18 protein-coding genes are annotated in these 20,350 nt (G+C 61.6%); 8 read left to right on the plus strand and 10 right to left on the minus strand.

The features are described from left to right. Positions 1-43: 43 nt before the first annotated feature. On the minus strand, positions 44-1,132 hold the full coding sequence (locus tag NT26_RS08895) for a GGDEF domain-containing protein (RefSeq protein ID WP_162197785.1): 1,089 nt from the start codon (positions 1,130-1,132) through the stop codon (positions 44-46). 156 nt (positions 1,133-1,288) lie between these two features. After that, the gene (locus NT26_RS08900; RefSeq protein ID WP_052638445.1) at positions 1,289-2,413 is read right to left on the minus strand and encodes an anhydro-N-acetylmuramic acid kinase; all 1,125 of its coding nucleotides are present in this window, start codon (positions 2,411-2,413) and stop codon (positions 1,289-1,291) included. Positions 2,414-2,503: 90 nt separating this feature from the next. On the opposite strand from NT26_RS08900, the gene tyrS reads away from it, so the two are divergent. Continuing rightward, complete coding sequence (gene tyrS / locus NT26_RS08905) at positions 2,504-3,760, plus strand: tyrosine--tRNA ligase (protein WP_052638446.1); 1,257 nt, start codon at positions 2,504-2,506, stop codon at positions 3,758-3,760. Between the two features lie 59 nt (positions 3,761-3,819). Here the strand turns inward: tyrS and NT26_RS08910 are convergent, their stop codons facing one another. Next, positions 3,820-7,209: a YhdP family protein gene (locus NT26_RS08910; RefSeq protein ID WP_052638447.1), complete on the minus strand. Its 3,390-nt coding sequence runs from the start codon at positions 7,207-7,209 to the stop codon at positions 3,820-3,822. A gap of 109 nt (positions 7,210-7,318) precedes the next feature. Here NT26_RS08910 and NT26_RS08915 point away from each other — a divergent pair, with 109 nt between their 5' ends. The 4 genes from NT26_RS08915 to NT26_RS08930 all read left to right on the plus strand — a co-directional run bounded on the left by NT26_RS08915 (position 7,319) and on the right by NT26_RS08930 (position 11,294). Continuing rightward, positions 7,319-7,786, plus strand: coding sequence for a peroxiredoxin (locus NT26_RS08915; RefSeq protein ID WP_052641988.1), 468 nt, complete (start codon positions 7,319-7,321; stop codon positions 7,784-7,786). Between the two features lie 101 nt (positions 7,787-7,887). Then, entirely contained in the window at positions 7,888-9,168 is a 1,281-nt protein-coding gene (locus NT26_RS08920) for a M23 family metallopeptidase (protein WP_052638448.1), read from the plus strand. Between the two features lie 182 nt (positions 9,169-9,350). After that, positions 9,351-10,862, plus strand: coding sequence for a DEAD/DEAH box helicase (locus NT26_RS08925; protein ID WP_052638449.1), 1,512 nt, complete (start codon positions 9,351-9,353; stop codon positions 10,860-10,862). Positions 10,863-10,865: 3 nt separating this feature from the next. After that, positions 10,866-11,294: an NUDIX domain-containing protein gene (locus NT26_RS08930; RefSeq protein WP_197570703.1), complete on the plus strand. Its 429-nt coding sequence runs from the start codon at positions 10,866-10,868 to the stop codon at positions 11,292-11,294. 1 nt (position 11,295) lies between these two features. On the opposite strand, the gene NT26_RS08935 is transcribed toward NT26_RS08930, so the two are convergent. Genes NT26_RS08935 through NT26_RS08965 form a run of 7 tightly spaced genes read right to left on the minus strand, consistent with a single transcriptional unit; the run spans position 11,296 to position 16,992 of the window. Beyond that, positions 11,296-11,625, minus strand: a complete 330-nt coding sequence (locus NT26_RS08935; protein WP_052638450.1) for a TfoX/Sxy family protein — start codon at positions 11,623-11,625, stop codon at positions 11,296-11,298. Between the two features lie 4 nt (positions 11,626-11,629). After that, complete coding sequence (locus NT26_RS08940; RefSeq protein ID WP_052638451.1) at positions 11,630-13,267, minus strand: NTP transferase domain-containing protein; 1,638 nt, start codon at positions 13,265-13,267, stop codon at positions 11,630-11,632. Between the two features lies 1 nt (position 13,268). After that, entirely contained in the window at positions 13,269-13,964 is a 696-nt protein-coding gene (locus tag NT26_RS08945) for an XdhC family protein (RefSeq protein WP_052638452.1), read from the minus strand. Beyond that, positions 13,964-14,290 carry an XdhC family protein gene (locus NT26_RS08950; RefSeq protein WP_052638453.1) on the minus strand — a complete coding sequence of 109 codons (327 nt, stop codon included), beginning with the start codon at positions 14,288-14,290 and terminating at the stop codon, positions 13,964-13,966. Before NT26_RS08950 ends, NT26_RS08945 begins: the two co-directional genes overlap by 1 nt. Further along, entirely contained in the window at positions 14,287-15,546 is a 1,260-nt protein-coding gene (locus NT26_RS08955) for a vWA domain-containing protein (protein WP_052638454.1), read from the minus strand. Before NT26_RS08955 ends, NT26_RS08950 begins: the two co-directional genes overlap by 4 nt. Positions 15,547-15,549: 3 nt before the next feature. Next, positions 15,550-16,479 (minus strand): AAA family ATPase, encoded by a 930-nt coding sequence (locus NT26_RS08960; protein ID WP_052638455.1) that lies wholly within the window; start codon positions 16,477-16,479, stop codon positions 15,550-15,552. 21 nt (positions 16,480-16,500) lie between these two features. Continuing rightward, a complete protein-coding gene (locus NT26_RS08965; RefSeq protein WP_244467682.1) occupies positions 16,501-16,992 on the minus strand; it encodes a flavin reductase in 492 nt (163 codons plus the stop codon). A gap of 165 nt (positions 16,993-17,157) precedes the next feature. Between NT26_RS08965 and NT26_RS08970 the strand changes: the two genes are divergently transcribed. The 3 genes from NT26_RS08970 (at position 17,158) to purB (ending at position 20,340) form a co-directional block, all read left to right on the plus strand. Then, positions 17,158-18,228 carry a branched-chain amino acid ABC transporter substrate-binding protein gene (locus NT26_RS08970; protein WP_052638456.1) on the plus strand — a complete coding sequence of 357 codons (1,071 nt, stop codon included), beginning with the start codon at positions 17,158-17,160 and terminating at the stop codon, positions 18,226-18,228. A 53-nt stretch (positions 18,229-18,281) separates the two neighbouring features. Further along, on the plus strand, positions 18,282-18,956 hold the full coding sequence (rpe, locus tag NT26_RS08975; RefSeq protein ID WP_052638457.1) for a ribulose-phosphate 3-epimerase: 675 nt from the start codon (positions 18,282-18,284) through the stop codon (positions 18,954-18,956). Between the two features lie 76 nt (positions 18,957-19,032). Next, positions 19,033-20,340 carry an adenylosuccinate lyase gene (purB, locus tag NT26_RS08980; protein WP_052638458.1) on the plus strand — a complete coding sequence of 436 codons (1,308 nt, stop codon included), beginning with the start codon at positions 19,033-19,035 and terminating at the stop codon, positions 20,338-20,340. Positions 20,341-20,350 lie beyond the last annotated feature (10 nt).

Raw genomic sequence — 20,350 nt, forward strand, 5'->3', positions numbered from 1 at the left:
CGCGTTCAGAGCTATTGCAGGCTGTGTGCCTGCATCCAGGCGCTCAAGCGGCCAGACTGCGCGCCTGATGGACTCGATCCCGGCCGCCTCGCTTGGCATCGTACAGTGCCGCATCCGCTTGCCGCAACGCAGTCTCCAGATCACCGTTCGCAGGCAGAGCCGCGACACCGAAGCTGGCGGTCACGACAGAACCGCCGGGCAGACAGGGAACCATCATCTTGCGGGTGCCGATCCTCAACGTGTCGGCAACGGCTACGGCGATCGTCGGAGATGTCCCGGGTAGCAGGACCGCGAATTCCTCTCCGCCGATACGCGCGACGATCGCACCGTTTCCGGCCAACGTCGTGATCATCGTCGCGAAGGCACTGATGACCATATCGCCAGCGTGGTGACCATAGCTGTCGTTGATCGACTTGAAATGATCGATGTCGCACAGGATGACTGCATGCTGACGATCGCCAGAACTTTCAACTATCCTCTTCGCCGCTTTCTCGAAGCCTCGGCGATTGACGAGCCCGGACAGGCTGTCATGTTCTGCATGGCCCCGCTCCACTGCCATGATGTCCAGTGTCAGGACAGCGAGAAGCATCAGCCCGACGGCAACGATCAGGACTGCCGTGATGCTCTGGGACATGACGGCATAGGACGTGGATATATAGGCACTTGGGGTCGCGCCCGGGCCCATTAGGGCCGCAAGGGTCGCCTTGATCAGGAAATGCGCCCCGCTGAATGCCAGGACGAAACCGAGCGTCTTGTCCATCGCGGTCTTGCGATCTGAGAGGAAGACAGTGATTGCGGCCGAGAACGTGACCACCGCATAGGGACCCTGATAGACGAAACCGTACCCCCACCACGTTCGCGGGACTTCCCGCACCATAAGATATCCGGCCATGCCCAGGAGAAATATTGCTAGAGCGGCCCGGGCCGAGAACGGCCGATCGTAGAGAAGGGACACGCCCCAATGCAGCAGGACAAGCCCGGCCAGCACCGTTCCATAGACAGCAAAGGACCAGGGTACGGAATTGCTGGCATAGGCAACGCCGAGTTCGGAGATCATCGTCAACGACGCGACGAAGAGGCCGCCGGAGAACAGAAGAGCGGACGCGCGCCAGCGGCTGTAAATGGAGACCACTGCGAAAACCGCACTGAAACACACGCCGATGAGGAAATTGACCCAAAGAAATAACGCGGCAGCAGACATAGTGGACCAGCTTGTTGAACAGTCGCGCAGTGGGCGCGCTTTTCCATCGCAAATACGACTGTCAGTAACGACAAAAGATTAACATCATCACGTTGAGGGCGATGCCACCAAGCCGCCCTTCATGGGACTTGGCACCCCGGTTGTCCCAGGAAAGGTCAAGGGGAAGCCCTTCATGCTCCGGACAGCCAGATAGGCCCAGGCTTCCGCCTCCATCGCGTCACCGTCCAGCCCTGCTTCTTCGGCGGTGGCAACGCGGGCCTCGCGTTCGCCAGCGAGTTCGCGAAGATCCGCCATGAGCACCTCGTTGAGGCGTCCGCCCCCGCAGACGACATACAAGCCGGGCGGCTCAGGCAGGTGCTTGGACGACTGGATGATTGATGCCGCGGCCACATAGGCGAGCGTCCTTGCGCCGTCAGCCAACTCCACCTGATGCCCGACCGGCGGTAGGAAGTCGTTTCGGTCCAGGGAACGGCGCCGCTTGTCCGTGAAGAATGGCTGGGAGAGATAAGTCTCCGCTAGGCCATGGTCGATCTGGCCCTCGGAGGCAATCAGCCCACCCTGATCGTAGGGGACGCCCGCATTCGCTTCCACCCACTGGTCGATCAGACTGTTTCCAGGTCCGCTGTCGTAGGCGACGATTTCGCCGTCGGTGCCGATGAAGGTGAGATTGGAGATGCCGCCGATGTTCACAAAACAGACTGGCCGCTCCGGGAGTTCAAGCCCTTCCGCAAGGGCGGCGTGATAGGCAGGCACCAGAGGAGCCCCCTGCCCGCCATGGGCCATGTCGTTTGCGCGCATGTCGAAGACAACGGGTATGCGGGTCAGATCGGCCAGGCGCTGGCCGTCACCCAACTGGATCGTCAGCCCTTGCTCGGGCCGATGCAGCACGGTCTGTCCATGGAAGCCAATGACATCGATCTCGGAAGCCGAGACTCCATTGACCTGCAGGAACTTTTCAACTGCCTCAGCATGCCGACGCGTCAACTCATCTTCAACGCTCAAGAGACACCCGGGGCGGTCGTCCCGGGAACGGACCACCCTCGCGTCCTCCAGCGCCTGCTTGAGCCTCTGGCGGAATGCGTTCTCGTAGGGAATGCCGAGGAAGGCTCCACGCTCTACGCGGCTTCCGCCATCGGTATGCAAGAGGGCAATATCGATGCCATCCATCGATGTCCCGCTCATGAGGCCGATTGCTGTTTTCATTCCGTCCATTGATGGCATCCAGAATCAATTTTGGAGTGATTATGCGCGAAAACAGTGGTAGAGGCCCGCGCGTATCCGGAATTCCTTTCAGAGAACGTCATGTCCAGCTTCAAGTCCGATTTCCTCCGCACCATGCATGAGCGCGGCTTCATTCATCAGGTTTCCGATGAAAGCGGCCTCGATGACCTGCTCGCTAAGGAGAGCGTGACGGCCTATATCGGCTTCGACCCGACCGCTCCCAGTCTGCATGCCGGCGGGCTCATCCAGATCATGATGCTGCACTGGCTACAGGCAACAGGTCATCAGCCCATCTCGCTTATGGGTGGCGGCACCGGCATGGTCGGCGACCCTTCCTTTAAGGAGGAAGCACGCCAGCTGATGACCATCGATACGATCGAGAGCAATATCGCGTCGATCAAGCGCGTATTTTCCAACTACCTCGACTATGACAAGGGGCCCAAGGGCGGCGCCCTCATGGTGAACAATGCCGAATGGCTTCGCGAACTGAACTACCTCGAATTCCTGCGCGATGTCGGACGCCATTTCTCCGTGAACCGCATGCTGTCCTTCGACAGCGTGAAGACGCGCCTGGACCGAGAGCAGTCGCTGTCATTCCTCGAATTCAACTACATGATCCTCCAGGCCTACGACTTCGTAGAGTTGAACAAGCGCTACGAATGCCGGCTGCAGATGGGCGGATCGGACCAGTGGGGCAACATCATCAACGGCATCGACCTCGGTCACCGCATGGGGACGCCGCAGCTCTACGCTCTGACCTCGCCGTTGCTGACCACCTCCTCGGGCGCGAAGATGGGCAAGTCCATTAACGGCGCGGTCTGGCTGAACCCCGACATGCTGTCCGCCTACGACTTCTGGCAGTACTGGCGCAATACGGAGGACGCCGATGTCGCTCGGTTCCTCAAGCTGTACACGACGCTGCCGATGGACGAAATCGCCAGGCTTTCGGCGCTTGGCGGGACGGAAATCAACGAGGTCAAGAAGATCCTCGCCACAGAAATCACCGCCATGCTGCATGGTCGGCAGGCAGCCGAGGAGGCAGCCGAGACCGCCCGCAAGACCTTCGAGGAAGGCGCATTGGCCGAAAATCTCCCAACTGTGGAGATACCCACCGCCGAAATCGAAGCGAGCACAGGCCTCCTTGCGCTGATGGTACGGGCCGGCCTGGCGGCTTCGAACGGCGAAGCGCGCCGGCATGTGCAGGGCGGCGCGGTGAAGATCAACGACCGACCGGTTGCTGACGAACGTACGATGATCGGCAGCTCCGATGTCACAGAAGCGGGCATCATCAAGCTCTCGCTTGGCAAGAAGAAGCACATCCTCGTCCGCCCGGCCTGATCCGCAGGAGGTGGAGCATTGGATAGGGACCCGGCCCTCGCGCCGGGTCTTCTTCTGCTCTACTGGAATTCGAAGATCTGCCGGAAAATGCCTGGTGCGATGATCGACAGTGGATTGATCGTCAGGCGCGGCTCCGCGAACGGCCCTTCCAGCTTGAACGTGATCCCGATCAGGCCGCGGTCGCGCCCGTTCCCGAGGATGGCGCCGATGATCGGCAGCTCACCGAAAAGCCGGTTCAGGCCGTAGGCGGGCATGAACGTGCCGGTCAGATCAGTGTTGCCTGCGGCGTCACGTACCACGCCCTGGAAGCTGGCACCGATCTGCTCGCCACGGACGATCCCGTTTTCCACCGCAAGCACGCTGTCGCGGTAGACGATCCTCGCGAAACCACGCTGGAAGCGGGCGGAACTGATGTCGATATCACGCTTCACTGCGGCATTGAGGCTGCGCCCGTCCTTCCCGACCGGTGTCGAGACGAGGGACTGAAGCTTGGCTTCGTTCACCAGGCCAAAGTTGCGAATGTCGATCGAGCCGCTCCAGATCCGTCCTTCCTGCGCCCTCAGCGTGAGGTTCAGCAGACCGCCTCGCATCCTGTTATAGAGATCCGCAAAGCGCGCCACGGCGCCCGCATCACCACTGGTCAGCGAAATCGTGTTCCCTTGCTGCATACGGCTGACGACCGCTTCGCCACTGCTCGTGACCGCCGAGAGATCAGCTGCCGAGACGGTCCCGCCAGCGGCGGAAAACAGCATCGATACGTTTCGGAGCCTCTCGTCGTTGAAGCCTATCGCCTGGTCGAGCTTCAGCTCCACCGTGACGTCCATATCCGCGCCATCATCTGATTCGCCCGATGAGCGCAACTGGCGAAGCACGGGCCGCATGTCGGCTGATGAACCGGTCACCGTCACATGCAGACCCCCACGTTGTCGCTTCACGCTGGCCGCGAAGTCGTCACTCGGCGACAGTCGCATCCTGGAAAACTGAGCCGTCTGTAGCGCGCCATCCTGCAGGGTCAGGCTTCCTTGCGCACCAAACCCTTCCCCGCTCAGTTCGAAGTTCTCGATCCGGTCCGTTTCTCCGTCCTTCACGACATCGAATGTCGCCCGTGCCGGGATGCCACTTCCCTTGCTCCAGCCTATGCCGGGGACAGACAGGGTGGCGTTCGTCAGGTCAAGCTTGAGGCTCTGTCGATCGTTGTCGAGAAGGCGCACTTCGGCCTTCATCGAGCCGTTGACGATGTCTTCGAGGCCCGGCGTCAACACGTCGCGCTGAGCGTTGTTGAGCGTCGCCTTCACCACCCGCTCCCTGGCCACCGTCGATCGCGTCCCGACAGGCTCAACCAGTGCGATCTCCGCAGGGACATCGTCGATGGTCACCCTCGCCTCCAGGCGGGCCGCCTGGGGGTCGACCCGCAGGACGCCCGATACGTCACTGATCGACCGCCCGGAGAACGGCTGCGCAACGTTCACGTCGTTCAGTTGAATTTCAGTGTTCCATGTCGGCTCAGGTGGCTGGTGTTCAGAGATCAACCCGAATCGAGCCGTCACTTTCGCACTTGCAGATCCTGAGAAATCCTCCGGAGCGAAATCGGTTTCCTTCAGCGCATTCAACGGCTGGAAATCTGCAAGCTCGGCGATCGCATCGGCGGCCCCTGAAACTTGAAGCGACAGGTCGCCCATCAAGGGTTTTGCATAGGTCGAAGGCAGCACAAAGCGCGAGTCGCGGACGGTGACTGACCTGCCTGACGGAAAGTAGGAGGCGGCGGAAGCAATGTCGACGTTCATGACCTCGCCACGCAGGTCGAAACGACCTTCAACATCCCGGAGCGGCGGGATCTGGCCTGGCATGTTCATTCGGGCGTCGTTGATGGCGAAGCTGATCTGCAATTCGTCATCGTCCAGTTCCAGCGGATGACCCGGTCCTTTCATCCTTCCGGCAGGAATAAACACCGCCAGCGATCCATTCGTGACCGTACCGCCGAACATGTTCTGGGTCGCCCATTCGCGCGCCTTGCGGGCCATCCAGAAAGGCCATAGCTGCTTCACCCCCGTGACCTGCATGCTCGGCAACCTTGCGCCGAAGCTGATCTCCGGCGACTCATCTCCAAAGCGCACCTTGAGTGACCCGGCCATGGTCCCCTGGGGACTCGATACCAGCATGTCGTCGAATTGCAGTTCCCGCTCCACGGCAAGGTAGTGCCCCCCGGCGCGCAGATCGAAGGTCGTCGGTTCTTCGGGGGAGCCTTCGGCAACTGCCCGCCCACCACTGACCAGCAGATTGATACCGAAGCCGGGACGAGTTTCCCCCGGCACAAGTCGATCGAGGTCGATGACGGCACCGACGAACGGAAGGACTGTTGGCCCGAACCGAATTTCCGACTGGAGCAGTTCGAGTGAATGCTTCGAGAAGTCATAGGCAGCATTGATCGCGCCGCCGGACAATTCCTGCTCTATTCCGTCGAAATAGAAGAGCCCGGGCGAGTTCCGCACCGTGGCGGTGATCGCCGGAGGTGTGGATTCACGTGCCCTGACTGCGGAGAGATCGACGTCGACCGTGCCTTGCACGCCGTCACGAGCTGCGCCGTTATCCGCTCGTCTCAGCAGGAAGGGCGTGACCTCGAGCTCGCTCAGTGTCGCGGAGAGCGCGGAGGTAACTCCATCCACGACCGAAGCGCGCGCAACCAGTTCGGCGGGCTGCCCGTCAAGGCGCACCTCTCCCGTCACCGCGATCTCACCGGGCTCGGAATATGCGAGATCCAGTTCATCGACCTGCAAGGTCAGCGGATCGCGCCCCGGCCCCGCAGGCAGCAGAACCTCGACACCAGATATCCTGATGGATTGGGTTCCGGTCCGCGCCATTAGCCCTCGAGCTTCGTCCAGTCTCTGGAACGCCTGCTCCAAAAGGCCAGGCAGCTTGTCGACCCGCACCTGCGACAACGCCATGGGCTCGCCCGAGGGCAATGCGCCCGTGTCCACATGGATTCCATCGGCCTCCATGTGCCTGATCGAAACACGACCGGCCAGCAGTGCCAACGGATCGATGGCCATGCGCATCGCCGCAGTTCTGGTGAGGCGCACGCCGGTCGCCTGCTCGATGATATCCACGTCCCGCGCTTCGATCGCGAGGCGGAAGTCGGAATCGAATCGAATCGCGGCTGACCCGACCGATGCCGCGTAGCGAGGGCCTATCGCATCGTTCAGTGCGTTTGTTGCGCGGGTCGAGAGCGTACCGTCGACGACCCCACCCTCGATGGCAAAGATAGAACTGCCGATCGCCGTCAGAACGAGCATTGCCAAGAGTACCAGCGTCCGGCCGATCCGGCGGACCCGCGATCGGGGCGGCGGGCAGTGGACGATGATGGCATCCTCCGCCTGGGCGGATGGAAGATGATCGAGCGGCGTTATGTCCTTCTTGTTGAAGCTGACTTTTTCGCCCCGGATTTCCGACATCAGAGAGTATGCTCACCTTCTTGCCGGTGACTGATCTGTTTTCCGGTCAAACTAGTATACACGAATGAGCGCCTGATGATTCAAAATGCTGGCGAAAGAAAGGACGATCATGACGAAGCCGAGTATCGGCGACCATGCCCCTGATTTCACCTTGCCGCGTGACGGCGGCGGCACGATCTCCCTTCGCGACCTTCGGGGGCGGAACGTCGTCCTGTACTTCTATCCGAAGGACGACACTACCGGTTGCACGGCGGAGGCGGTTGCCTTCACCGCCATGCTCCCCGAATTCGAGGCGTTGAATACGTCCATCATCGGTGTTTCACCCGATTCGGTCGCGAGGCACGACAAGTTCGTGGCCAAACATGGTCTGCGCGTCATCCTCGCTTCCGACGAGGAAAGTCGGACATCAGAGGCCTATGGCGTCTGGGTGCAGAAAAGCATGTATGGACGCAGCTATATGGGCGTTGAGCGCGCCACCTTCCTCATAGGGGGTGACGGCCGCATCCGCGCCGTCTGGCCGAAGGTAAAGGTCGCGGGTCATGCGGAGGAGGTGCTCAAGGCGCTCAGAGGCGACTGAGCCGGCACCTCTCTTCAATGTCCGTAATCAACGGTCCATTAACCTTAATCGGGTGTAATCCCGCCATCGGATGACCTTGGGTCGGATGGTGGGGCAGCGTCTTGGTAGTTTCCGCAAACAAAAAAGCATTTGGTCGCGAGAGGGTCGAGCACGTCTTGATCCTTGCCAGTGGCGAAAAAGTCCGCCACGTGACCATTCGCCCCTGGATGACGGCGGCTGCCGCAATCTTTCTTGCAGTTTTCACGCTCGGCTACCTTGCGGCAACCGGATACCTCGTCCTCCGGGACGACCTCATCAACGCGACGCTGGCACGACAGAATCGCATGCAACGCGATTACGAGGATCGCATATCCGTCCTCAGGGCACAGCTCGACCGGGTCACCTCCCGGCAAATGATGGACCAGCAGCTGATCGATCAGAAGGTGGAGAAGCTCCTGGAGCAGCAGAACGCGCTATTCTTCCGGCACGGAAAGCTCGGCGATCTATACGATCGGGCCGCGGAAGTCGGACTTACGGCGCCGCCGGTCTCCGTCAAACGTGCCGAAGATGAGCGCGAAGCATCGCTTACAGAAGCAAGTGACGCGATCCTCGCACTTCTCGGGAAAGACGAGACTACTCTCCCCGACAATGTTCCCACGCTTGCCTATGCACCCTTGCGCGAAGGGCGTTCGGAACAGGCGGATCGGGTGTTCGCCGACATGTCGCAGTCGCTGCAGCTCCTCGAACAGAACCAGTTGGCCAGCATAGAGGCGCTGACCGTCGACGCATCTGAAACTGCATCCCAAATCGCCAGAATCATGAAGCGGACCGGCATCGACGTGGATGCCCTTGTGAACGATGACGACACGGGATTGGGCGGGCCCTTCATCGAACCGGAGCCCCTTAGCGATGCATTCGAGACTTCGGTCGAGGAACTCGACGCTGCCCTGAACCGGCTGGAGACCCTTCGCGGCACAGCCCTCACCCTGCCCTACGGCAATCCGGCCCCCGGAAAGTCGATCACCAGTCGCTACGGCAATCGCATAGACCCGTTCCTCGGACGCCTCGCCTTTCATGCAGGCATCGATTTTCAGGCGTCGACCGGCGCAAAGGTCGTCAGCACCGGTGCCGGCACAGTGATCGCAGCCGAATATTCGGGCGGTTACGGAAATCTGGTCGAGATCGACCACGGCCACGGTATCACCACGCGCTTCGGCCATCTTTCCAAGCTGCTCGTCAAGAAGGGCGACCGGGTTTCCGCGGGAGACGTGATCGGCCGTGCCGGAACGACCGGCCGATCGACCGGGCCACACGTTCACTACGAGGTTCGGCGACACGGTCAGGCCGTAGACCCCGTGCACTTTCTAAACGCCGGCATGAAGTTGACCAGCTATCTTAACTGACAGGATTTCAGTTTCGGCCTTCGCTGCATCTTAAGCACGCGCATTCACCACGCTTGCAGCAAACCTCCCGTGTTTCCTTGACTTTCCGGTCATTTACCCTTATTTCGCCGCCAGATGTTGGGCACGCGCTGTGCGCCGACCAGTGTGTTCTATGAAGAACCGGAACGGAAACAGATTTCCCTTTGACTACATTTGCTGATCTTGGCCTGAGCCAGAAAGTCCTCTCCGCCGTCACCGACGCCGGCTATACCACGCCGACGCCAATTCAGTTGGGTGCAATTCCGCACGCGCTTCAACGCCGGGATATCTGCGGCATAGCTCAAACTGGAACGGGAAAGACGGCGTCGTTCGTCCTGCCCATGCTGACCCTTCTGGAGAAGGGCCGCGCCCGCGCCCGCATGCCGCGCACGCTCATCCTGGAGCCGACCCGCGAACTCGCGGCCCAGGTCGCGGAGAACTTCGAGAAGTACGGCAAGAACCACAAGCTCAACGTAGCCCTGCTGATCGGCGGCGTCTCCTTTGAGGAGCAGAACCGCAAGCTCGAACGGGGCGCGGACGTGCTGATTTGCACGCCTGGCCGGCTGCTCGACCACTGCGAACGCGGCAAACTGCTGATGACCGGAGTGGAAATTCTCGTCATCGACGAAGCTGACCGTATGCTCGACATGGGCTTCATCCCGGATATTGAACGGATCGCCAAGATGATCCCGTTCACGCGCCAGACCCTGTTCTTCTCAGCTACCATGCCGCCGGAGATCCAGAAGCTTGCCGACCGCTTCCTGCAGAATCCGGAACGTGTCGAGGTTTCGCTGCCATCTTCGACAGCAACCACCGTGACTCAGCGCCTCGTCGCCGCCCACAACAAGGACTATGAGAAGCGCGCGACCTTGCGCGATCTCATCAAGGAACAGGAAGACCTGAAGAACGCCATCATCTTCTGCAACCGCAAGAAGGACGTGGCTGACCTGTTCCGCTCGCTCGAGCGTCACGGATTCTCCGTCGGCGCCCTGCACGGGGACATGGATCAGCGTTCGCGCACCACCATGCTGCAGAGCTTCCGCGACGGCGAAATACAGTTGCTGGTTGCCTCTGACGTCGCAGCGCGAGGACTTGACCTTCCGGACGTTGGCCACGTGTTCAACTTCGATGTGCCGATCCATGCCGAAGATTATGTGCATCGCATCGGTCGCACCGGCCGGGCGGGCCGATCCGGCAAAGCCTTCACGCTGGTGACACGATCGGATGCCAAGTATCTCGATGCGATCGAGAAACTGATCGACAAGACGATCGAATGGTTGCGCGGCGACCTTTCGGAACTGCCCGCGCCGATGGAAAGCCATGACAGCGACCGTGGTCGCAAGGGCCGCGGTCAGGCAAAGGACCGCAGTCGCGACAAGGATCGCGGACGTGGCAAGCGCAGCGAGTCGGCGCCGAAGCCGGAGCAGGCCGCAGAGATAGAAACAGCTGAAGAGGTTGCAGTGGAAGCGAGCCAGGAGCAGAACGGACCAGAGCGCCGGAACGAGAGAAGGTCGCAGCCGACAGCTCGGGCAAGCCGTCCCAACCCTGCCAATGACGACAGCCGTGATCGCCGCTCTCGCCATCGCCGCGACCATGACGACGGTCCGACACCTATCGGCTTCGGTGACGATATCCCCGCCTTCATGCTGATCGTCGCCAACGCCGGCAAGGCCTGAATCATCGTGGCATCCGCAAGACCCGGCATTGATTTTCCGGGGGTTGGTACTGGCCTCGTGATCCTCAATGGTGAAGGCAAGGTTTTGCTCTGCCGCAGGCTACGTGCGCCTGAAGCGGGCCACTGGAACATCGTTGGCGGCAAGGTGGAGCCCATGGAGCCTGCTGCGGTGGCCGCGCGCCGGGAGGCCGAAGAGGAAACCGGTCTGCAGATCGGCAGCGTCGAATCGCTTTGCATCACTGAACAGATCATCGAGGCGGATCGCCAGCACTGGGTCTCGCTGATCTACGTGACGCGTGACTTCTCGGGCGAAGCAAGCCTGACGGAGCCGGACAAGCTCTCCGAGATTGGATGGTTCGATCCGGACGAGCCACCATTCCCCCTCTCTGTCTTCGCCTCGGAAGCCTTTGCGGCGCTTAGATCGCGCGCCTGAACTAGGTCGGGCTTTGGGCCCGCAACGCCGCCTCGTAAGCCAGACGCAGCCACTTTTGTAGAATATCTGGGTCATCGAGAGCTTCGTCGGGAATGGTCCAGTAGGGCATGGCGGCCGCTTTTCCCTTCTTGCTTTCATATGTCCACTGCCGAGCGCCGGCAGCGCGGAATTCCGCGGCACTCGTGGCATCCGCCTTGAGGAGCAGTTCGCCGTCGGACAATTCGAGCGCGATAATCATACCCTGATGATAGATGCCCTTGCCACCGAACATGCGCCTGACAGTGACGGGCCCCAGAGGCTCGAACATTTCCTCGATAGCATCATTATTCATTGTTTCAGTCCCCGAGGATGCCTCCTGCTGCGACGACGGCTTCCGGAGTATCGACGTCGATATGCGCCGCGCGGCCAATCTCGATATCGATGGTGGGAAGGCCGCAGTTCTCCACGATCGAACGGGCGCCGACATCCCCCTGGAGCTTCCGCACGGCCTCGAAGGTCGCGTGCGGAAGGATGATCGGATTGCCTCGCTTGCCGTCATGGACGGCGCGGACGACAGCCTGTCCTCCGGCGTTTCGAAAGGCTTCGACCATCCGTGAAATATGCGTCACCGAAACTGCCGGCATATCTGCCAGCATGACGAGGACGCCTTCGCAACTGCTGACACCATGGGACGACAAGCCCGTCACCAGTGAACTCGCCATGCCAGATGCATAGTCCGGATTGAAGACGGTCTTCACGTCCACGCCTGCAAGCGTCGCCTCGATTTTCTCGTGCCGGTGACCGGTCACCGCGACGACCGGCCTTAGCCCGGCTGCGAGCAGCGTTTCGGCACTTCGTCGCACCAGCGGCACGCCCCCGAAGGACGCCAGCAGCTTGTGCGGTCCACCCTCGCCCATGCGCCGCGCCTGTCCAGCCGCCAACAGCAATGCCCCAACGGTCACCGCCTCGCCTTCCGTCGCCTGCACCGCATCGCGCGGCCTCGGCCGTTCAGGTATCTCCATCAGCAGTCCCCCTACCCCCATGCCGGTGATGTCGAAGGACCTTGGTCTTTCTCCGGCCAGGATACGGTTCAGTATCCAATCGAACCCGTTTTCCTTCGGCGACCGGGCGCAACCGGGAGCTCCTATGACCGGGATGTCCCCGATAGCACCGAGGACCAGGAGGTTGCCGGGATCCACCGGCATTCCCACCTGCTCTACTCTCCCACCTGATGCACGAATGGCGGCGGGAATGACATCGTCCGGATCCGCCACGGCGGACGCTCCGAAGATCACGATGAGGTCCGGCTGTTCTTCACCCGACGCCGTCACATCCACAAGCGCCGCAGCGACTTCCCCGGTATCATGGGCGACGCGTTCCTCCCGGTGAACACTGCTTCCCGAAGGTTCCAGTCGTTGCGCTAGAAGACGGGCCGTACGATCCATGACGGACGGTTTCAGCGTCGGGAGAGCCGTGGCGATCAACACTACCCGGTGCGGACGGTAAGGCCTGAACGAGAAGGCGGTTGATCCCCGGACCAACTGAGCGGCGGCCTCGACCTTGGAAGACGCGACGGCGAGCGGGATGATCTTCACCGTCGCCACCATGGCGCCCGCCGTGACCGCAGAATGGTCGGCGATCGTGGCAAGCGTGATGCCGGGATCTATCCGGTTGAGCGAATCGACGGTGGTGCGATCGGCAATAAAGAGGCCGTTCTCTGTCGAATAGATGTTCACACGCCCTGTCGTGGCTTCAGACTGACGTGTATGGGGGGTGTCAAGCGCTTGCGCGACTGCGCTCGCGGCATCGTCTTCAAGCACATCGCCCGGCTCGAGGCGACACACCGTGACGTTCTCGATGCCGCCCTTCTCTATGGCCTCGATATGATCGGGCGTCAGGATCGTTCCCTTGGGTATCCGCCCACCCGCCAGCTGGAGGCTGTGGGCGAGGATGCATCCTTCGGCACTTTCTGTGGGAACCGGTCCGAACTGCACGCTAGGCTCCGGGGACGAGGTTGCGCTGGCGGAAGGCCTGGACGATCTGCGCCAGGATGGCCACGGCTATCTCGGAGGGGTTTGCCGCGCCGATATCGATTCCGATCGGCGCAGCAATCCTTCCAATCTGTTCCTCGGTCAGCCCCTGTCGCCGTAGGCGATCTACCCGCTGGGCGTGGGTCTTGCGGCTCCCGAGCGCGCCAACGTAGAAACACTTGTGCTTCAACGCCTCCGCGAGCGGAAAATCGTCGATCTTTGGATCATGCGTCACCGCCGCAACGGCGGTATAGGCATCGAGCGGCCGCGTCGCCAGAACGTCCTCCGGCCACTCCGCGACGAGATCGGCTCCGGCGAAACGCTCATCCGTTGCGAATGCCGTACGTGGATCGATGATCGTCACATCGTAACCGGCCACCGGAGCGATACGGGACAGGGCTTGGCTGATATGTACCGCCCCGATGACGACTATCCGCGGCGGCGGCAGGTAGACATTCAGAAAGAGTTCCCGCCCTGCAACGTCCACAATGCTGCTTCCGCCACTGCGAAAGGCAGCCGAGACCGCCTCTCCCAATGACCCGGCTACCGGCTGCCCCTCCAGCATGACCTGCTCACCCTGGCCATCGAGGTCGGTCACGAGGATCGCTGCCTCCCGACCCCGTCGTGCGACATTCAGAGCATGAAGCGATTCGATCCGCATCAGCCGAGCCTTTCGACATGGATCCGGATCGTCCCGCCGCAGGAGAGACCAACGCGCCAAGCCGTCTCGTCGGCGACACCGAATTCCAGCATCTTCGAATGGCCCGTAGCGATGACCTCCTGCGCCTCGCCGATGACTGCGCCCTCCACGCATCCGCCGGAAACGGAGCCTTCGAAGTTGCCTTCACCGTCGACGACTAGGTGGCTTCCGACGGGACGTGGTGCGGAGCCCCAGGTCTGGATGACCGTGGCGACGGCAACCGAACGACCTTCCGCATGCCATCGTTCGGCCGTGACGAGTGGATCAAGCGGTTGAAGGTCGCTCATGCTGTAGCTCCTGAAGTCAGGAAACGGCGCGGATCGCCGCTTCTGGAAATATCCCCACTCAGCGCCTGCGCAAGATCGGCGACCGATTGGAGGTTATGGACAGGGCGCAACTCGTCGACATGAGGCAGGATCGCCCTCACCCCTCGCGCCCGTGCTTCGAACCCGTCGAAGCGGAGCAGCGGATTAAGCCAGACCAGCCGGCGACATGACCGATGCAGGCGATCCGCCTCCCGTTCCAGTTCCTTTACGCCCTCCCGTTCCAGACCGTCGGTGATGAGCAGGACCACGGCTCCCTGGCCGAGCACGCGCCGCGACCAGAGCCGGTTGAATTCCCCCAGAGTCGCCCCGATGCGTGTGCCTCCCGACCAGTCGGGAACCGCATCCGCGCAAGCACTGACAGCCTCGTCCGGATCGCGCCTGCGCAGATACCGCGTCACGTTCGTGAGCCTAGTGCCGAAGAGGAAGATATGTACCCGCTGTCGCCGCTCCGAGAGAGCATGGAGAAAGTGCAGGAAGACCCTCGTGTACTGACTCATGGAACCCGATATGTCGGCAAGGACGACCAGGGGTGGAGGCAACTTCCTGCGTCGGCGGTAGCGTGGGAGGATGAGGCCTCCGCCGCTGCGCATCGCATACCGCATGGTTGCCCGCGGGTCGATCCGGCTGGCCGAGGCCGCGGGCTCGAACCGCCGTGTCGGGTACTCGCCGAACGGCGTCACGAGGCGGGCGATTTCCCGGCGCGCCATGGCAAGCTCGGCAGCCGACATCTGGGCGAAGTCCATCCGCTTCAGCATTTCACGACTAGAAGCGGTGAGCCGCGCATCGACATCAAGCTCGGGCATCTCCTTTTTCGCCTGCGAACTCGCCGGAGACTTGGTCAGCGCATCGGCAACTCGGCTGTTACCGGGCTTCGGCTTGCCCTTTTCACGATTGTCGGCAGCCTTCGGCGACATGAGCGCGATCATCTTCCCGACCAGATCGCGCGAGCGCCAGAAGAGTTCGAAGGCCTCGTCGAAGACCGGCTGATCCTCGCGCCGTCGGACGAATACTGCAGATAATGCAGCGTGGAATTCATCCCGACAGCCCAGGCCGATCGCCTCGATGGCATTGATCGCATCGGCGGCATCACCCGGCCCGGTCTTGAGCCCTGCTCTCCTCAGCACCCGTGAGAAATGGACGACATTGTCCGCCAGCTTTCCACTCCCGGAGTGCCGGCTTGCAGTGTTACCCTGATGCTGTTCCAGCGAGGCCTGCATGCTTCATCCCGCCGCGAGAAGCTCTGCCTTCACATCCGAAAGCAACCGCTTGCCCTCGTCTCCCTGGATGCGAGCGATATCGTCCTGGTACTTCAACAATGTGCCGAGGGTATCGGAAATGGTCTCCGGATCCAGCGCAAGCTTGTCCAGTTCCGTCAGTGCCGTTGCCCAGTCGATGGTCTCCGCGACACCCGGGTTCTTGAAGAGATCCAGGCTGCGCAGCCGCTGGACGTAGCCGACCAGCTGCCGGGACAGCGCATCCGCGCATCCCGGAACCTTGCGCCGAATGATTTCCAGCTCCTGTGCTGCGTCGGGATAGTCCACCCAGTGATAGAGGCAGCGGCGCTTGAGAGCGTCGTGGATCTCGCGTGTCCGGTTGGTGGTAATGATGACGATCGGCGGTTCGGCGGCCTTGATCGTGCCGAGCTCGGGAATCGTCACCTGGAAGTCAGACAGAACCTCCAGCAGGAACGCCTCGAACGCCTCGTCGGTCCGGTCGAGTTCGTCGATAAGGAAGACCGGTGCGGCCATGCCCGGCTGTCCGAGCGCCTGCAGTACAGGGCGCCGAATCAGGTGCTTTTCGGCAAAAATATCCGTCTCGAGCCGCTCGCGATCGCGGACACCTGCCGCCTCCGACAGGCGGATCTCCAGCATTTGGGCGGGATAGTTCCACTCGTAGACGGCTGATGCAACGTCGAGACCCTCGTAGCATTGCAGGCGGATTAACGGCCGGTCCAGTGCCGCGGCAAGGGTCTTGGCAACTTCCGTCTTTCCTACGCCGGCTTCGCCTTCCAGGAAAAGGGGCCGCTTCATCCGCAAGGCGAGGAAAACAACCGTCGCAAGCCTCCGCTCCACAAGGTAGTCGTGAGCCTCGAGGAGGGCGATAGTTTCGTCGATCGAGGCTGGTAGGGGCGCTCTGCCGTCTTGCGTCATGTCTCCTCCTGAAGACACAGTCTAGAGCGTGCGGAAGCCCCGGTCCAGATAGATCAGCGCCGGATTGCGCGGGCCGAAATGCATGGCCAAGACCTCGCCGAACATGACGAAATGCGTCGAGGCGGGACGGATTTCAGTGATACGGCAATCGAAGGCAACAAGCGCATCCGAGAGCACCGGCGCCCCCGTCTCCAGGGATTCCCATTCCCCCAAGGCGAAACGATCCGCGACGGAGCCCCCAGCAAGCCCGGCGAATCCGGTTGCCAATTGCTCGTGGTGCGCAGCCAGCGAATTGAGCGTGAATACTCCGCTTTCCGCAAAGATCTCGTTGCCAGGATTGCTTGCGTTGAGGCAGACGAGGAGGGTCGGCGGATTGTCCGAGACAGAGCAGGCTGCCGTGACCGTCACCCCTCGCCTTACACCCTGATGTTCGGTCGTGACCACCTGGACGTGTCCAGCGTAAAGTGCCATCCCGTTCCGATAGGTCGCGGGATCAAGCTGCTGTCGTGTCAAATGCCTCTCCGAAGACTGCGAGCGTTCAGCGTCAGCCCGATATGGCGTTCTCTTCTCGCCTTGTCTACGGCTATCCGCACCCCGCGTTGCGCCCGCATCCCGCAAATTGCTTTGATCCCCAGCATCGGACAGCTAAATGTCTTGGAAAGAAGGAATGGGAATAGCATGCGCATCCGCCCCACCAGCATGATTGCCGCCGCGGCATTACTTGTGCCGCTTCTGGCCAAAGCGGAGACGATCGCGGTCGTCGCACCGCAAACGGGCCCATATGCAATGCTCGGCGGCCAGATCCTTCAAGGTGCGCGCGCAGCTGCGGAAGCAGCCGGACATACGGCGCTGGCGCTGGACGAGCCTTGCGAGGCAGGCACGAACACGGATCTGGCGGCCCGGATGCGCGAGGCTGACGCGGTGGCAGCGGTCGGCTTCCTCTGCACAGAATCATTATCCACGCTCATGCCCGCACTTGCCGAGGCCGGGATCCCCGCGCTGACTGTCGCTGTGCGATCCGACATCCTCATGGAAGATGCACTTAGGGAACAATGGCCGCTCTTTCGCATGGCGCCAGGCGAGGATGACGAGGCCCAAGCGATTTCGCAGACGGTACTGGAGCGATGGAAGGCGGAGCCGGTTGCCATCATAGACGATGGCACGATCTACGGCCGTGAACTGGCCAGCGCCATCCGCGAGGCAATCGAGCAGGGTGGCATCTCACCGGTTTTCGTCGATACCTACCGGCCGGGCCAGGAGCAGCAGGTTGCCCTTGTTCGCAGGCTTTCGAAGGCTGGTGCAACCCATCTCATTGTTGGCGGAGACAGGAACGATGTCTCGGTGATAGCCCGCGACGCAGAGGTCGAAGGCATTCCGCTGACGATCCTTGCCGGCGACACCATGCGCGCCGCAAACCGCCCCGTTCCGCTGCGGGAAGGCGTCCTGACCGCCGCCCTGCCCGACTACTCCGAGCTTCCCTCTGCCGCTGACGTCACGGACTCGCTGCGGGCAGCAAACGTCGAGCCGGACGGCTATACCCTCCCTGCCTATGCGGCGATCGAGATAGTGGCAGCAGCGCTGTCTGGAGAGCAGTCCCAAAGTCTTGCCGCGCGGCTTGTCGACCGCGAATTTGGCACGGTGATCGGACCCGTGGAATTCGATACCGGTCAGCAACTCGTCCAGAATCCATTTCGGCTGCAGCAGTGGCAAGGCGGCCGTTTCGTCGCGGTCGCCCCGCCGACGGAATGATTGTTCCCAAGCGGCGGCGGTGATACAGGGCCTCGGAATAGCTGGAGACACCCATGACCACCCTGCCCATCCGTATCGCCCCGTCCATCCTCGCCGCAGATTTCGCAAAACTTGGACAGGAGGTGCGTGACGTGGTCGAGGCAGGCGCGGACTGGATCCACCTGGACGTCATGGACGGTCACTTCGTGCCGAACATTTCCTATGGTCCCGATGTGATCAAGGCCCTTCGTCCGCATACCAAGGCGTTCTTCGACTGTCACCTGATGATCACGCCGGCCGATCCGTTCCTCGAATCCTTCGCCAAGGCCGGCTGCGACGGCATCACCGTCCACGCGGAATCCGGTCCACACCTGCACCGGTCGTTGCAGACGATACGTACCCTCGGGAAGAAGGTCGGAGTCACACTCAATCCCGCGACGCCACTATCCCTGCTGGAAAACGTTCTCGACGAGATCGACCTCATTCTGATCATGAGCGTCAATCCAGGCTTCGGCGGCCAAAAGTTCATTCCCGCCATGGTCGAGAAGACCCGGGCTGCCAAGGCCATGATCGGCCACCGGCCGATCGAGTTGCAGCTGGATGGTGGCATTACGCCGGAGACGATCGGTGCAGTGGCGGCAGCCGGCGCCAATGTCTTCGTGGCGGGTTCTGCAGTCTTCCAGGGCAACAGCGTCGAGAGCTACCGGGAACGCATCCAGGCTCTGCGGGCTGCCGCTCGCACGGTCTGACAGACCCGAGATTGAGCTTCAGGCCGGTTCTTGCTAAAGCGGCCCCACCCCTGCTGTCGATGGAAGGCCTCTGCCCATGATCCCCCGCTATTCCCGCCCCGATATGGTCGCGATCTGGTCGCCGGAGACGAAATTCCGCATCTGGTTCGAGATCGAGGCGCATGCCTGCGATGCCCTGGCGGCGATCGGGGTCATCCCCAAGTCTGCTGCGGAAACGATCTGGGAGAAGGGTGGCTCCGCGACCTTCGACGTTGATCGAATTGACGAGATCGAGGCGGTGACAAAGCATGATGTCATCGCGTTCCTGACCCATCTGGCGGAGTTCGTCGGTCCCGACAGTCGCTTCATCCATCAGGGAATGACCTCCTCCGACGTGCTCGACACCTGCTTCAACGTCCAGCTCGTCCGCGCCACCGACCTGCTGCTGGCGGGTATGGACAAGTTGCTCGAAGCACTGAAGCGGCGCGCCTTTGAACACAAGGACACGGTGACCATAGGACGAAGCCACGGAATTCACGCCGAGCCCACCACCTTCGGCGTGAAGCTGGCCCAGGCCTATGCCGAGTTCGACCGCAACAAGACCCGGCTGATGGCCGCTCGGGATGAAATCGCAACCTGTGCGATCTCCGGCGCCGTCGGCACTTTCGCCAACATCGACCCGCGCGTTGAAGAACACGTAGCAGCGGCGATGGGACTGAAGGCGGAGCCGGTTTCCACCCAGGTGATCCCACGCGACCGCCATGCCATGTATTTTTCGACGCTTGCAGTGATCGCCTCGTCGATCGAGCGTCTCTCCATCGAGATCCGCCACCTGCAGCGAACTGAGGTTCTGGAGGCCGAGGAGTATTTCTCGCCGGGCCAGAAGGGTTCCTCCGCCATGCCGCACAAGCGGAATCCGGTGCTGACGGAGAATCTGACGGGATTGGCGCGAATGGTCCGTTCCTATGCCATGCCGGCCATGGAGAACGTCGCACTCTGGCACGAGCGCGATATTTCGCACTCGTCGGTCGAGCGAATGATCGGCCCCGATGCCACGGTAACCTTGGACTTCGCGCTGGCACGCCTGACCAGCGTCATCGACAAGCTGTTGGTCTACCCGGAGAACATGATCAACAATATGAACAAGTTCCGCGGACTTGTTCATTCACAGCGTGTGCTTCTGGCTCTGACGCAGGCCGGTGTGTCGCGTGAAGACGCCTATCGCCTGGTACAGCGCAACGCCATGAAGGTTTGGGAACAGGGCAAGGACTTCCTGGAGGAACTGCTGGCCGACGAAGAAGTGCGGGCGGCGCTTTCCGAGGAAGATATCCGCGAGAAGTTCGATCTCGGCTATCATACCAAGCATGTGGATACCATCTTCCGCCGGGTGTTCGGCGAGACCTAGTCGCCGGCAT

It is taken from the genome of Pseudorhizobium banfieldiae (genome assembly GCF_000967425.1).
Taxonomy (GTDB): domain Bacteria; phylum Pseudomonadota; class Alphaproteobacteria; order Rhizobiales; family Rhizobiaceae; genus Neorhizobium; species Neorhizobium banfieldiae.

Excerpts from the sequence above, each read along its gene's own strand:
- NT26_RS08900 (WP_052638445.1), bottom strand. The coding sequence starts at position 2,413 with ATGGACGGAATGAAAACAGCAATCGGCCTCATGAGCGGGACATCGATG.
- tyrS (WP_052638446.1), top strand. The coding sequence starts at position 2,504 with ATGTCCAGCTTCAAGTCCGATTTCCTCCGCACCATGCATGAGCGCGGC.
- NT26_RS08910 (WP_052638447.1), bottom strand. The coding sequence starts at position 7,209 with ATGTCGGAAATCCGGGGCGAAAAAGTCAGCTTCAACAAGAAGGACATA.
- NT26_RS08915 (WP_052641988.1), top strand. The coding sequence starts at position 7,319 with ATGACGAAGCCGAGTATCGGCGACCATGCCCCTGATTTCACCTTGCCG.
- NT26_RS08935 (WP_052638450.1), bottom strand. The coding sequence starts at position 11,625 with ATGAATAATGATGCTATCGAGGAAATGTTCGAGCCTCTGGGGCCCGTC.
- NT26_RS08945 (WP_052638452.1), bottom strand. The coding sequence starts at position 13,964 with ATGCGGATCGAATCGCTTCATGCTCTGAATGTCGCACGACGGGGTCGG.
- NT26_RS08950 (WP_052638453.1), bottom strand. The coding sequence starts at position 14,290 with ATGAGCGACCTTCAACCGCTTGATCCACTCGTCACGGCCGAACGATGG.
- NT26_RS08955 (WP_052638454.1), bottom strand. The coding sequence starts at position 15,546 with ATGCAGGCCTCGCTGGAACAGCATCAGGGTAACACTGCAAGCCGGCAC.
- NT26_RS08960 (WP_052638455.1), bottom strand. The coding sequence starts at position 16,479 with ATGACGCAAGACGGCAGAGCGCCCCTACCAGCCTCGATCGACGAAACT.
- NT26_RS08970 (WP_052638456.1), top strand. The coding sequence starts at position 17,158 with ATGCGCATCCGCCCCACCAGCATGATTGCCGCCGCGGCATTACTTGTG.
- rpe (WP_052638457.1), top strand. The coding sequence starts at position 18,282 with ATGACCACCCTGCCCATCCGTATCGCCCCGTCCATCCTCGCCGCAGAT.
- purB (WP_052638458.1), top strand. The coding sequence starts at position 19,033 with ATGATCCCCCGCTATTCCCGCCCCGATATGGTCGCGATCTGGTCGCCG.